General features: G+C 47.7%; 12 protein-coding genes and 7 tRNA genes. 6 read left to right on the top strand and 13 right to left on the bottom strand.

Annotated elements, in window-relative coordinates; all coding sequences use genetic code 11:
* Window positions 1–133 precede the first annotated feature (133 nt).
* Window positions 134–574 carry a tyrosine-type recombinase/integrase gene (locus tag ACTHTJ_RS10195; RefSeq protein ID WP_283120568.1) on the top strand — a complete coding sequence of 147 codons (441 nt, stop codon included), beginning with the start codon at window positions 134–136 and terminating at the stop codon, window positions 572–574.
* 96 nt (window positions 575–670) lie between these two features.
* Here the strand turns inward: ACTHTJ_RS10195 and ACTHTJ_RS10200 are convergent.
* The 10 genes from ACTHTJ_RS10200 to ccoG form a co-directional block, all read right to left on the bottom strand.
* A tRNA-Leu gene (locus tag ACTHTJ_RS10200) sits at window positions 671–760 on the bottom strand.
* A 21-nt stretch (window positions 761–781) separates the two neighbouring features.
* Window positions 782–859: transfer RNA gene (locus ACTHTJ_RS10205), tRNA-Cys, on the bottom strand.
* Between the two features lie 10 nt (window positions 860–869).
* Window positions 870–943 (bottom strand) — tRNA-Cys (locus tag ACTHTJ_RS10210).
* A 31-nt stretch (window positions 944–974) separates the two neighbouring features.
* Window positions 975–1050: transfer RNA gene (locus ACTHTJ_RS10215), tRNA-Gly, on the bottom strand.
* Window positions 1051–1071: 21 nt separating this feature from the next.
* Window positions 1072–1147 (bottom strand) — tRNA-Gly (locus ACTHTJ_RS10220).
* A 24-nt stretch (window positions 1148–1171) separates the two neighbouring features.
* A tRNA-Gly gene (locus ACTHTJ_RS10225) sits at window positions 1172–1247 on the bottom strand.
* A 34-nt stretch (window positions 1248–1281) separates the two neighbouring features.
* A tRNA-Gly gene (locus tag ACTHTJ_RS10230) sits at window positions 1282–1357 on the bottom strand.
* A 94-nt stretch (window positions 1358–1451) separates the two neighbouring features.
* Window positions 1452–2012 (bottom strand): CDP-diacylglycerol--glycerol-3-phosphate 3-phosphatidyltransferase, encoded by a 561-nt coding sequence (pgsA, locus tag ACTHTJ_RS10235; RefSeq protein WP_003679552.1) that lies wholly within the window; start codon window positions 2010–2012, stop codon window positions 1452–1454.
* Between the two features lie 680 nt (window positions 2013–2692).
* Complete coding sequence (locus ACTHTJ_RS10240; RefSeq protein ID WP_083297184.1) at window positions 2693–3259, bottom strand: FixH family protein; 567 nt, start codon at window positions 3257–3259, stop codon at window positions 2693–2695.
* A gap of 5 nt (window positions 3260–3264) precedes the next feature.
* Entirely contained in the window at window positions 3265–4749 is a 1485-nt protein-coding gene (gene ccoG / locus ACTHTJ_RS10245) for a cytochrome c oxidase accessory protein CcoG (protein ID WP_070583960.1), read from the bottom strand.
* 449 nt (window positions 4750–5198) lie between these two features.
* Here ccoG and tkt point away from each other — a divergent pair, with 449 nt between their 5' ends.
* Entirely contained in the window at window positions 5199–7178 is a 1980-nt protein-coding gene (gene tkt / locus ACTHTJ_RS10250) for a transketolase (protein ID WP_070815040.1), read from the top strand.
* 66 nt (window positions 7179–7244) lie between these two features.
* On the opposite strand, the gene clpA is transcribed toward tkt, so the two are convergent.
* Complete coding sequence (clpA, locus tag ACTHTJ_RS10255) at window positions 7245–9524, bottom strand: ATP-dependent Clp protease ATP-binding subunit ClpA (RefSeq protein ID WP_070824020.1); 2280 nt, start codon at window positions 9522–9524, stop codon at window positions 7245–7247.
* A 3-nt stretch (window positions 9525–9527) separates the two neighbouring features.
* Entirely contained in the window at window positions 9528–9839 is a 312-nt protein-coding gene (clpS, locus tag ACTHTJ_RS10260; RefSeq protein ID WP_003679561.1) for an ATP-dependent Clp protease adapter ClpS, read from the bottom strand.
* A gap of 257 nt (window positions 9840–10096) precedes the next feature.
* On the opposite strand from clpS, the gene ACTHTJ_RS10265 reads away from it, so the two are divergent.
* The 4 genes from ACTHTJ_RS10265 (at window position 10097) to ACTHTJ_RS10280 (ending at window position 11634) form a co-directional block, all read left to right on the top strand.
* The gene (locus tag ACTHTJ_RS10265; RefSeq protein WP_070460950.1) at window positions 10097–10300 is read left to right on the top strand and encodes a cold-shock protein; all 204 of its coding nucleotides are present in this window, start codon (window positions 10097–10099) and stop codon (window positions 10298–10300) included.
* A 75-nt stretch (window positions 10301–10375) separates the two neighbouring features.
* Window positions 10376–10591, top strand: a complete 216-nt coding sequence (locus tag ACTHTJ_RS10270; protein ID WP_003679564.1) for a hypothetical protein — start codon at window positions 10376–10378, stop codon at window positions 10589–10591.
* Window positions 10592–10675: 84 nt separating this feature from the next.
* Window positions 10676–11122: an SsrA-binding protein SmpB gene (smpB, locus tag ACTHTJ_RS10275; RefSeq protein ID WP_003679566.1), complete on the top strand. Its 447-nt coding sequence runs from the start codon at window positions 10676–10678 to the stop codon at window positions 11120–11122.
* 71 nt (window positions 11123–11193) lie between these two features.
* On the top strand, window positions 11194–11634 hold the full coding sequence (locus ACTHTJ_RS10280) for a hypothetical protein (protein WP_070583965.1): 441 nt from the start codon (window positions 11194–11196) through the stop codon (window positions 11632–11634).
* A 72-nt stretch (window positions 11635–11706) separates the two neighbouring features.
* Here the strand turns inward: ACTHTJ_RS10280 and ACTHTJ_RS10285 are convergent, their stop codons facing one another.
* Window positions 11707–12192 (bottom strand): DUF4189 domain-containing protein, encoded by a 486-nt coding sequence (locus tag ACTHTJ_RS10285; protein WP_070583967.1) that lies wholly within the window; start codon window positions 12190–12192, stop codon window positions 11707–11709.
* Between the last annotated feature and the right edge of the window lie 265 nt (window positions 12193–12457).

The raw sequence follows: 12457 nt of genomic DNA on the forward strand, positions 1-12457 counted from the left end.
TGGGAAACGGTCGATGTGTTTGGCAATCATGGCTTGGGCGGTTTGCTGAAAGAAGGTGCTCATGGAAAATCCCCTAAATGTCTTGGTGGGAATTTAGGGGATTTTGGGGAATTTTGCAAAGGTCTCAAATGGTTTGGGTTTGACATGGAATCAGGTTGATTTAGACAGGAAGGTCTGTTGGTATCATCCTGATGAAATGAAAGCTGGAAATACACTGGGTGTTGCTTTGAATGATACTGCTGTTGAAGTATTAAAGCGGCAGATAGGCAAGCATAAGAAATTTGTTTTTGTGAATAAGCGGAATAAACCAATTAGCGGCATTAACAGCCGATATTGGAAGAAGACGTTAGAACTGGCAGAAATAGAAGACTTTATTTGGCACGATTATTTAAGGCACACTTGGGCAAATTGGTTAGTTCAGCTTGGCGTACCATTGAGAGTGTTGCAAGAAATGGGTGGTTGGAAGACGTTAAGGATGGTGCAGAGATACGCACATTTGGCTCCTGAACATCTTCATCAACATGCTCAAGTTTTGCACGAGCTTGTCACATTTGACACAAATGGTGCAAGTTAGACACAAATCAGGCACAAACAAAAAAGACAGCCTTACAAATAAGCTGTCAATTAGAAATTTGGAATATTAGGTTTTTCAATAAATTCAGATATTTATTGGTGCCCGGAGCCGGAATCGAACCGGCACGGCCGGTTTAGGGCCGACGGATTTTAAGTCCGTTGTGTCTACCTATTTCACCACCCGGGCGTAGACAATAAATTGAGAGATTGGAGGCGGGGGCGCGGATTTGAACCGGCCTATATAAGGGTTGCACCCCTTATAGCATAAACACTCTGCCACCCCGCCATGAAATGGATGGAGGCGAGAGTCGGAATCGAACCGGCGTAGACGGATTTGCAATCCGCTGCATAACCACTTTGCTATCTCGCCAAAACTACGTTTGAGTGTTGTAGTATGAAACTGGAGCGGGAAACGAGTCTCGAACTCGCGACCTCAACCTTGGCAAGGTTGCGCTCTACCAACTGAGCTATTCCCGCGTATTCGGATGCATGATTTAATGGAGCGGGAAACGAGTCTCGAACTCGCGACCTCAACCTTGGCAAGGTTGCGCTCTACCAACTGAGCTATTCCCGCATTTGAGTGCATCTGAAATTAAACTGGAGCGGGAAACGAGTCTCGAACTCGCGACCTCAACCTTGGCAAGGTTGCGCTCTACCAACTGAGCTATTCCCGCATATTGAAAAAGAACAATCAACAAGTAATCAGAATGGAGCGGGAAACGAGTCTCGAACTCGCGACCTCAACCTTGGCAAGGTTGCACTCTACCAACTGAGCTATTCCCGCTCTGATATTTGTTGCTTCGTATATCGAAGAAGACGCAATTATTATGGATTTAATCGTGTGCGTCAAGTGTTTTGTTTTTATTTTTTTAAAAATTTTATTTGAATTCTTTCCATGCCATTTTCAGGTAGTAGCACATGGACCAGATGGTCAATACAGATGCTATAAACATCAATATGTTACCAATGAGATAGAAAGGGTCGTTATATTTGTCTGTGCCGATAAGTAAAAGGAAGATGGCGATCATTTGGGCAGTGGTTTTGAATTTGCCGATAGTGGCCACTGCAACGCTGCCGCGTTTGCCCATTTGTGCCATCCATTCGCGCAGGGCGGAAATGGTAATTTCTCGGCCAATAATAATCATGGCGAAGATAGCGTATGTTCTGCCAAGGCTGACGAGCAGGAGTAGGGCAACGGCAACCATGAGTTTGTCGGCAACGGGGTCGAGGAATGCGCCAAAGTCGGAGGTTTGTTTCCAGCGACGTGCTAAAAAGCCGTCAAACCAGTCTGTAATAGCTGCAAGTGCAAAGATGATAGCGGCTGTCCAGTTGACGGTTTGTGGTTGAATCCATGTGTTCGGTAAATAGAATAGGATGGTAAACACGGGGATTAATAGGACGCGCATCCAGGTAAGTAAAATAGGTATGTTCCAAGGCATGGTTTGTGACCTTTTGGACGATGTGTCGGATTGTCCATTATAGCTTATTTGCTTACTGGGCTTTTTTGAGTGTTGTTTTTTTGCCGACAAGTAACGTGGGCAAAGGGCTTTGTTATGCGGGTTGTGAAGAAAGTCTGTTAAGGCCGTCTGAAAAATGGGTTGTTGAGGGGTATAAATGTTTTTGGGTAGAAAAGTGGCTGCGAAATAGTGGGCAATAAGGTCTGCCTGCTGTTCGATATTTAATTGGTTAATGTGGGGTAAGGGGATGGGGTAGGCGTAAGCTTTGCGTTTTCTGTATCCGCCTTTGAGCATGATGAATAGGCCGGAAAGCCAAACTTTGTGACCGCGCTGGTGTTGCCAGACATGCGTCAGTTCATGAATCAGCCAGATTTTGTAGGCGATGCCGGCTTGAGTGAAATCATCAGGGCAGTGTTTACGCGGAAAGTATATGTTTCCATTGGGGGCAATGGCGGTATTGGGGTTGGGCAGGAGGGGGATGCCACGATATATTTTAATGCGGTTGAAGTCTATACCGTCTGCAAAAACCTGTTTTGCCATACGGACTTCGTTTTCGGTCAGTCTGCGCCAATCGGAAAAAATCATATTTGGAAGAGAATAAATATAAGAGGGTATGAAGATTTCAGGCCGTCTGAAAGGTTTCAGACGGCCTGGGTCGGGATTTATTGTTCTGTTGAAGCGGCTTGTATGCCGTTGTCGAACAATTTGTCCATGGGTGTCAGGTTGACTGCATTGCCTTGGCTGACTATCCATTTGTTTTCAACACGCCATACGCCTGAAGCATCTTCAACGCGTAAGTACCAATGATTGGTTGGGCGTAAAGGTTTAAAGACGGCTTCGTATTCCATGCGGCCGTTTTGCGGCTCGGCTGTTACGGCGCGCAGCTTGACGGTTTGGTCATCGGCTTTGCGTGTCGGGTGCATCAACAATAGGTTTAATGGTTGTTTGGTATCGAATTGTCCGCTGACGAATACTTTGGCGGCATTCATATCCGGACTGATTAAGACTTGCACCTGAATTTGCCGTTTAACGGCTTCTTCATCGCGGTGAAGCTGGATTTCGATGTGTTTGCCGTCTTTATAGTAATCGTCGGAAACCAAGTCTGTCGTATGTTCTTTTGCGACGAAGAACATAGACACGCTGGCGATAACGACAAAGATGGGACCTGCCATCAGCACCCAAGGCCAAATGTGTTTATACCAAGGCTTAGTGGGATTGGGTTGGGACACCGTTGTTATTCTCCAATAAAGGTTGCTTTTTCATTCAGGACAGTCGGTTCGGCATCAGCGGCATCGGTTTCACGATATGTGAAGGTAAATTCAATCGGCTGACTGCCTTTTTCGGCGTACTCAGGGAGGGTGGACACTTGAACCGGAATAGTCACGGTTTCGCGTGGCGCAATTTTAATACCGTTTTCTGGTAAGCCGGTCAAGGTGATATCATCAAAACCTTTGACTGTTGCAGTAACAGTCTGTTCATGTTCACTCTTATTAATGATGCGCAGGTTGTAGGCATTTTCCAACCAGCCTTGGCTGTTTTCACGCACCATCACGCCGCGGTCTTTCAGAATATCCACTTCGACCATTTTGCGGGTGGCAATACCGGTTAAGAAAGCAATAATAACCACAAACAATACTGCACCATAACCTGCAACACGAGGGCGTTTCAGGCGTTTTTTGATGTCGCTTTCAGGGTATTCATGCTCCATCGCACCTTCGGTGGTATAACGGATCAGGCCGCGCGGATAACCCATTTTGTCCATGATTTCGTCACAAGCATCGATACAGGCTGCACAACCGATACATTGGTATTGCAGACCGTCGCGGATGTCGATACCAACGGGGCAGACTTGTACGCACATGGTGCAGTTGATGCAGTCGCCTAAGCCGCTGTCTTCTTTGTTGGCGGTTTTTTTGCGTGCACCGCGAGGTTCGCCGCGTTCGGTATCGTAGGAAATAATCAGCGTGTCTTTGTCAAACATCGCACTTTGGAAGCGTGCATACGGGCACATATGCAGACACACTTTTTCGCGCATGATGTGGGCAAAAAAGAAGGTCATGAATCCGTAAAACGCTGCGGCAAACATTGCGCCACCGCCTGCTGCTCCGGTGAATAAATCGGGAACAAACTGGCGGATAGGGACAAACCAGCCTGCAAAAGTGATACCTGTCCATGCACAGACAAGGAAAATCAGCAGGTATTTGGTGGCTTTAATACGGATTTTAGTAAAGTTCCAAGGCGATTTTTCCAGTTTTAAACGTTTGTTGCGGTCGCCTTCAACCAAGTTGTCGATCCAAAGCATGATTTCGGTGTAAACCGTTTGCGGGCAAGAGTAGCCGCACCACAAACGACCGGCAATGGTTGTCCACCAAAACAGTCCGAAAGCACAAATCATCAGCAGCAAGGCAAGGTAAATCAAATCGCCCATGCCCAGTGACAGGCCGAAAATGAAAAAATGACGGTCAGGGATATTGAATAAAACTGCCTGACGGTTACTCCAGTTAAACCATGGAATTACGTAAAATACAAACTGGGTCGCCAATACGGCGGCGATACGTAGTTTGGCAAAGCGTCCTTCTGCTTTTTTCGGATGGATGCGTTCGCCTTCGGGATGAATTTGAATTACGCTGGATTTGGGTTTGGAAGGTTTGGGCGGAGTGGCTTTTGCCGTTTTTTCTGTTGAGGGTGTGGCGTTTTCAGCTTGGTTTTCGGGTGACATAATCAGTGTTCCTTAATCGAAGTGCACACAAGCCTTTTGTCATGGTAGTAGTTTGATGCGAATATTTTCAGACGGCCTTTGGAGTGCATATAAAATCATAACATTTGACTCTATGCAAAGCAAAAGCAGGGTTTAGCCTTAACAATAGTTGCGGTACTCCTGTCTCATACAAGGCCGTCTGAAAAGAGCAGTATTCAAAGACTTACGGAATAAGTGTAGGTTTATGCTTATAGTGATTTCCTATTTATCCGATAAAAAATTTACAACATACTGTTTCAAAACGAAATAACAGTTAATATCATCTATCCCGTCCGTTTCAGATGGCCTGTTGGAAATCATGCCGTCTGACAATGCAAATATCAAAGGCTATTCTTGAAAGCACGGCTGATTCAGGCGATAATCGGCACACTTTTTTCATATTTCCAATCTTGTCCAAGGAAGGTCAAACCATGTCTCAACTGGCAAACGCAATCCGTTTCCTCTCAGTCGATGCCGTACAAAAAGCCAACTCTGGCCACCCGGGTGCGCCTATGGGTATGGCGGAAATGGCGGAAGTATTGTGGACGAAGTTCCTCAATCATAATCCGGCCAACCCAAAATTCTACAACCGCGACCGTTTTGTCCTCTCCAATGGTCATGCTTCCATGATTCTTTACAGCCTGTTGCACCTGACCGGCTACAACGTTTCTATTGATGATCTGAAAAATTTCCGCCAACTGCACAGCAAAACCCCCGGCCATCCGGAATACGGCTACACCGACGGCGTGGAAACCACGACCGGCCCATTGGGACAAGGTATTGCCAACGCAGTGGGCATGGCTTTGGCTGAAAAAATCTTGGCTGCCGAGTTCAATAAAGACGGCTTGAACATCGTTGACCACCACACTTACGTCTTCATGGGCGACGGTTGTATGATGGAAGGCGTATCGCATGAAGCCTGTTCGCTTGCCGGTACTTTGGGCTTGGGCAAACTGATTGTTTTATATGATGACAACAATATTTCCATCGACGGTAAAGTGGACGGATGGTTTACCGAAAATATTCCGCAACGTTTTGAAAGCTACGGCTGGCATGTGATTCCAAATGTAAACGGTCATGACACTGCTGCCATTCAGACGGCTATTGAAGCAGCCAAAGCCGAAACTGGCAAACCTTCCCTGATTTGCTGCAAAACCTTAATCGGCAAAGGCAGTGCCAATAAAGAAGGCAGCCACAAAACCCACGGCGCGCCTTTGGGTGCGGACGAGATCGAAGCCACACGCAAACATTTGGGTTGGGCTTATACTGCGTTTGAAATCCCTCAAGAAATCTATGCTGCATGGGATGCAAAAGAAAAAGGCGCGAAACTTGAGGCCGAATGGAACGAACTCTTCGCTCAATATCAAGCCAAATATCCTGCCGAAGCCGCAGAATTCGTGCGCCGTATGGATAAAAAACTGCCGGACAACTTTGATGCATACGTTCAAGCCGCATTGAAAGAAGTGTGCGCCAAAGCAGAAACCATCGCCACCCGTAAAGCCAGCCAAAACAGCATCGAAATCTTGGCAAAAGAGCTGCCTGAATTGGTGGGCGGTTCTGCCGACTTGACCCCGTCCAACCTGACTGACTGGTCAAACAGCGTTTCCGTTACCCGCGAACACGGCGGCAACTATATTCACTACGGTGTGCGCGAGTTCGGCATGGGCGCAATCATGAACGGTCTTACCCTGCATGGCGGTGTGAAACCATTTGGCGCGACTTTCCTGATGTTCAGTGAATACGAGCGTAACGCCTTGCGCATGGCTTCGCTGATGAAAATCAACCCTGTATTTGTGTTCACCCACGATTCTATCGGTTTGGGCGAAGACGGTCCAACCCATCAACCTATCGAGCAAACTGCCACTTTGCGCCTGATTCCAAATATGGACGTATGGCGTCCATGTGATACCGTTGAATCTTTAGTGGTATGGTCTGAAGCTGTTAAAGCGGCCGACCACCCGTCCAGCTTGATTTTCAGCCGTCAAAACCTGAAATTCCAAGCGCGTGATGAGCAACAGCTGAACGACATCAAACGCGGTGGCTACGTCATCAGTGAAGCTCAAGGTAATGCGCAAGCTGTTGTAATTGCTACCGGTTCTGAAGTTGAATTGGCTTTAGAAGCTCAAAAAATATTGGCAGAACAAGGTATCGCAGTACGCGTTGTTTCTATGCCTTCTACCAATGTATTCGACCGCCAAGACGCCGCCTATAAAGCTGCTGTTCTGCCGGAAGGCTTGCCGCGCATAGCCGTAGAAGCCGGACACGCCGACGGCTGGTACAAATACGTCGGCCTGAACGGCGCAGTAGTCGGTATCAACCGCTTCGGCGAGTCTGCACCTGCTGATTTGCTGTTCAAAGAATTCGGCTTTACCGTAGACAATGTGATTGCCACTGTTAAATCCGTCTTGTAAATCAGATTTTTGATTGAGATAAAAAGGCCGTCTGAAATTTCAGACGGCCTTTTATTTTTCAGTCGGTTAAACAGTTTCTGCTTCAGGTTTGACCTTGTTTTTCTTAAACTTCAACACGGCTTCTTCTTTTGCTGCATCCCAGTCTATCCGCACGAAGCCGCCGTCGGTGAGTTTGCCGAACAGGAGTTCGTCGGCGAGCGGTTTGCGGATTTTTTCCTGAATCAGGCGGTGCATCGGGCGCGCGCCCATTTGCGGGTCGAAACCTTTTTCCGCCAGATATTTGCGCAATGCCTGAGTGAATTCGGCTTCGACTTTTTTGTCGAGGAGCTGGTGTTCGAGCTGGAGCAGGAATTTGTCCACGATTTTGGCGATGATGGGTTCGGACAAGGGTGCAAACGGGATAATCGCGTCCAAGCGGTTGCGGAACTCGGGTGTGAAGAGTTTGTTGATCGCCTGCATTTCGTCGCCGCGTTCGCGTTTGGCGGTGAAGCCGAGGCTGGGTCGGCTGAGGCTTTCAGCGCCTGCGTTGGTAGTCATAATCAGGATGACGTTGCGGAAATCGGCACTCTTGCCGTTGTTGTCGGTCAGTTTGCCTGCGTCCATGACTTGCAGGAGGACGTTGAAAATGTCGGGATGGGCTTTTTCGATTTCGTCTAAGAGTAATACGCAATGCGGATGTTTGTTGGCGGCTTCGGTCAAAAGGCCGCCCTGGTCAAAGCCGACGTAGCCCGGCGGCGCGCCGATCAGGCGTGATACGGCGTGGGGTTCCATGTATTCGGACATGTCGAAACGTTGCAGCGGTACGCCCATCGAGTAGGCAAGTTGTTTGGCGACTTCGGTTTTGCCGACGCCGGTCGGACCGGAGAAGAGGAAGCAGCCTATGGGTTTGTCGGGCAGGGCGAGGCCGGAACGCGACATTTTGACGGCGGCAACCAGCGCGTCGATGGCGTTTTCCTGACCGTAAACCATGTTTTTCAAATCGCGTCCGAGGAATTGCAGCACTTGTTTGTCGTCGTGCGACACGGTTTTTTCGGGAATCCGCGCGACTTTGGCGATGACGGTTTCGATTTGCGCTTTGCCGATGACTTTTTTCTGTTTGGATTTGGGCAGAATCCGTTGCGCCGCGCCTGCCTCATCCATCACGTCGATGGCTTTGTCGGGCAGGAAACGCTCGTTGATGTAGCGGGCGGAGAGTTCGGCGGCGGCTTCGAGTGCGCCTTGCGTGTAGCGGACTTGGTGGAAACCTTCAAACATCGGTTTCAAGCCGCGCAGGATTTGCACGGTTTCGGCGACGGTGGGTTCGACCACGTCGATTTTTTGGAAGCGGCGGCTTAAGGCGTGGTCTTTGTCGAAAATAGTGCGGTATTCGTCGTAAGTGGTCGCGCCGATACAGCGCAGCGAACCTTTTGCCAGTGCGGGTTTGAGCAGGTTGGACGCGTCCATCGTGCCGCCGCTGGTGCTGCCCGCGCCGATGATGGTGTGGATTTCGTCGATAAACAAAATGGCTTGAGGGATTTTTTCGAGCTGTTTCAAGACGGATTTGACCCGCGCTTCAAAGTCGCCGCGGTATTTCGTGCCCGCCAAAAGCGAACCCATATCCAGCGCGTACACTTCGGCATCTTTAAGCGCGTCGGGAATGTCGCCGTTGACGATTTGATGCGCCAGCCCTTCCGCCAGCGCGGTTTTGCCCACGCCAGCTTCGCCGACCAAAAGTGGATTGTTTTTGCGGCGGCGGCATAGGATTTGCACCAGCCTTTCCATTTCGTGTTTGCGACCAATCAAAGGGTCGATACGGCCGGCTTTGACTTCAGTGTTGAGATTGACTGTGTAGTCGGAAAGGGAGCCGGTTTTTTGTTCCGCTTCTTCGCCCTCGCGTCCCAGGCCGTCTGAATCATTGCCGTCCTCGTCATCGGGCGAGCCATGGGCAATGCAACGCAAGACTTCAAAGCGTGTAATGGATTGCAATTTGAGGAAATAAACGGCATGGCTTTCGGATTCGCTCATCATGGCAACCAAAATATCCAAAGGCTCTACTGCGGCTTTACCGGCAGACTGGGTATGCACCATCGCCCGTTGGATGACGCGTTGGAAGCCCAATGTCGGCTGGGTTTCGACCGTATCCAGAAGATGATCGGGAATTTGCGGCGTATTTTCAGCAACGCTGGCGGCAAGCTGCTCGGACAGGACTTTCAAATCCACACCGCACAGTTTCAAGACGTTCGGCACAGCTGCATCTTCTTCTATCAGCACCAAAAGCAGGTGCTCTAAGCTGATAAACTCATAACGCGCGTTGCGTGCTTCACGGTAGAGCAGTTGCAGGATGTGTTCCAATTCGGGTGAAAGCATGGTTTAAACCTCTTCGACTATACATTTGAGCGGATGCCCTTCAGCTTTGGCACGTTCCATGACCTGATGTTGCTTAGTCTGGGCAATATCGCGCGTGTAGGTGCCGCACAGGCCTTTGCCTTCGTGGTGCACCAGCAACATGACGGCCACTGCCTGTTCCTGTGCAAGCATAAAGACTTCGGTCAGGATTTCGACGACAAATTCCATGGTGGTGTAATCGTCGTTCAATAAAAATACGCCGTAACGTTTCGGCGGCTGTGTGTTGATATCGCTGAGCAGGGTATCGGATTGGTGGTCGGTATTCGGATGGTTCATAATCTTAGGTTTCAGTTTTCAGACGGCCTGTTTTAGAGTGTAAACCGTTTTCTGTTGTATTTCGGCAATTTTTTTCTATTTTGCCACTTTTTTGAAAACATAGCTTGACGTTTTGTCTTAACAAATGTAAAAAGACGGTTAAGCAGAAGTTGGCACTCGACCGCGTATGTAATACGTGGGAGAAACGCTGAACGTTTTAGTTTGCTGTATGCCTTGTTTTGCTGATTTTGTTAATTTTTAAGTATAGGAAGTTTCTAATGGCAACCGGTATCGTAAAATGGTTTAACGACGCTAAAGGTTTTGGTTTTATCACTCCTGATCAAGGTGGCGAAGATTTGTTCGCTCACTTCTCAGCGATCAACATGGATGGTTTCAAAACCCTGAAAGAAGGTCAACGCGTATCTTTCGACGTAACCACCGGCCCTAAAGGCAAACAAGCTGCTAACATTCAAGCTGCTTAATCAAATGCGCGGCATAAGCCGTAAAATCATGGCGGGGTTTCCCGCCATTTTTTATGGGCGTTCGGGTTAAAAATTATGAATCAAAATTCATCTTATCAAAATGCTTTAAACCAGCTAGACGAGCTTATCCGTCATTTTCGCAGCGAAGGCGAAGTCAGCTGCGCCGTTGCTGAGCGTGAAGATCAAATCTTGATCCGCCTTGCCGATTTGAAACTGGATTTGCGCCCTGAAGATGAAAAAGCCATTGCCGATATAGACCGCTTTTACCGCCGCCATGTTTTAAGCGAATAAACGTTTCAAAACCGTTTGCCGTTTTATTTTTTAAGCATGCCTGATAAAATAGGCCGTCTGAAAAGTTTGTAAAGAATCAGCACAATGAGTATTGCCAATAATAAAAAAGCCTTTCACGATTTCTTTATCGAAGACCAAATCGAAGCCGGTATAGTATTGGAAGGATGGGAAGTCAAAGCCATCCGCGCTGCACGCGTTCAATTAAAAGAAAGCTATATCTACTGGAAAAAAGACGCATTCTATTTAGTGGGCTGCCACATTACCGCATTGCCCACTGCCTCGACACACGTCAAACCCGACCCTGTCCGTCCGCGTAAGTTGTTGTTGAAACAATCGGAAATCAACAAGTTAATCGGTAAAACCGAACGTGCCGGTTATACGATTGTGCCCTTAAACCTGCATTACACACGTGGTAGAATCAAAGTGGAAATCGGTTTGGCCAAGGGTAAGAAACAGCATGACAAACGCCAAAGCCTGAAAGAAGCGGATTGGAAGCGTGAGAAACAGCGTTTGATGAAAAACGTACGTTGATTTTTTCAGACGGCCTTTTTGTAAAGGCCGTCTGAATATTTATTGTTTGAAAATTTTAAAAAGGAAAACAGATGAAAACCATGATTTTAGCAGCGGCTTCAGCCGTATTGTTGCTGGGCGCGTGTTCCACTACGGAACAAAGAGTATTGAAACCTGAAGAGCTGACCAGCATCAAACATGTCTGCATCATTCAAAATGCAAAAGTAAGACCGCATGATTTGGATCGTGCTTTGTCTAAAGCTTTGGCAAAACGCGGCATTGGTAGCACTATTGTGACAGCGGACAACCGCAGCAAACTGTATGATTCTTCTTGCCCGTATAACCTGCGTTACAAAACCAAAGGCAATGACGAAATCTTGCGTAAAGGCGTATTTGTGTTGCGAAGCACGAAGTATGCGGTTTCTACTGTCAGCTACTCTTTAAATGATGAAAACCACTTCCGAACCAATCCTGATTTGGTGAAACAGGCTGAAGGTGTTGTGGCCAAATTGTTGGAAAAAAACAGCAAATAAAAGCCAGAATAAAAAACCGGCTTGCCGCGATATGGAGCATATCGGGCAAGCCGGTTTTATTTTCAGACGGCCTTAAATGGATTTGATTTTTTCCCAAAGGGTTTTGACTGTACCTTGATAGTAGGTTTCGGAAGTGCAATAGACTGTTTCTAAAGCGCATTGTCCTTGTGAGCCGTATTTTTTGATGCACTGGTTCAAGGCAATTTGATGCACGGTTTTGAAACGTGGGGAGGTAATGGCTACTACGTTTTGAGCAGTCAATTTGCCCATGGCTTTAGGGTAGGCAACAGCGATACAGGTGTTGTGCAGAGGGACAACTGTTTTACAGCCTGTTGCTTGGCCTGCGCTGATACCGGCTAAGGCATCTTGGCCTTTACAGAATGTTTCGAGTTCGGCTGTCGCATCCAGTTGGGTGGCATTTTCTTTGGTGGTTTTGATTTGCAGCGCTTCATTGCTGTCGGTAGGGTTTTGCCACATGGCCAGGTAGCCGTAAGTATCGGCAGCCAGGGCGGCAGGAGTCAATGCGCAAAGGATCAGTGTCATTAGAGTTTTTTTCATGTTCGTTCCCTGTTTGTTGGGTATTTGTTGTTATTATAAAGCAAAAGTACTTATTTGATATAAATTTGCTTTTAAAATGAATATTTGAGTGTGGCAGATAGATTATAGGCCGAGACCTTTGCAAAATTCCCCAAAATCCCCCAAAATCCCCTAAATTCCCACCAAGACATTTAGGGGATTTTCCATGAGCACCTTCTTTCAGCAAACCGCCCAAGCCATGATTGCCAAACACATCGACCGTTTCCCACTATTGAAGTTGGATCAG

The organism is Neisseria sp. P0018.S001, from assembly GCF_051957355.1.
GTDB classification, from domain to species: domain Bacteria; phylum Pseudomonadota; class Gammaproteobacteria; order Burkholderiales; family Neisseriaceae; genus Neisseria; species Neisseria subflava_A.

What these genes read in the sequence shown, in the direction of transcription:
- pgsA (WP_003679552.1), bottom strand. Translation starts at nt 2,012, where the DNA reads ATGCCTTGGAACATACCTATTTTACTTACCTGGATGCGCGTCCTATTA.
- ccoG (WP_070583960.1), bottom strand. Translation starts at nt 4,749, where the DNA reads ATGTCACCCGAAAACCAAGCTGAAAACGCCACACCCTCAACAGAAAAA.
- tkt (WP_070815040.1), top strand. Translation starts at nt 5,199, where the DNA reads ATGTCTCAACTGGCAAACGCAATCCGTTTCCTCTCAGTCGATGCCGTA.
- clpA (WP_070824020.1), bottom strand. Translation starts at nt 9,524, where the DNA reads ATGCTTTCACCCGAATTGGAACACATCCTGCAACTGCTCTACCGTGAA.
- clpS (WP_003679561.1), bottom strand. Translation starts at nt 9,839, where the DNA reads ATGAACCATCCGAATACCGACCACCAATCCGATACCCTGCTCAGCGAT.
- ACTHTJ_RS10265 (WP_070460950.1), top strand. Translation starts at nt 10,097, where the DNA reads ATGGCAACCGGTATCGTAAAATGGTTTAACGACGCTAAAGGTTTTGGT.
- ACTHTJ_RS10270 (WP_003679564.1), top strand. Translation starts at nt 10,376, where the DNA reads ATGAATCAAAATTCATCTTATCAAAATGCTTTAAACCAGCTAGACGAG.
- smpB (WP_003679566.1), top strand. Translation starts at nt 10,676, where the DNA reads ATGAGTATTGCCAATAATAAAAAAGCCTTTCACGATTTCTTTATCGAA.
- ACTHTJ_RS10280 (WP_070583965.1), top strand. Translation starts at nt 11,194, where the DNA reads ATGAAAACCATGATTTTAGCAGCGGCTTCAGCCGTATTGTTGCTGGGC.
- ACTHTJ_RS10285 (WP_070583967.1), bottom strand. Translation starts at nt 12,192, where the DNA reads ATGAAAAAAACTCTAATGACACTGATCCTTTGCGCATTGACTCCTGCC.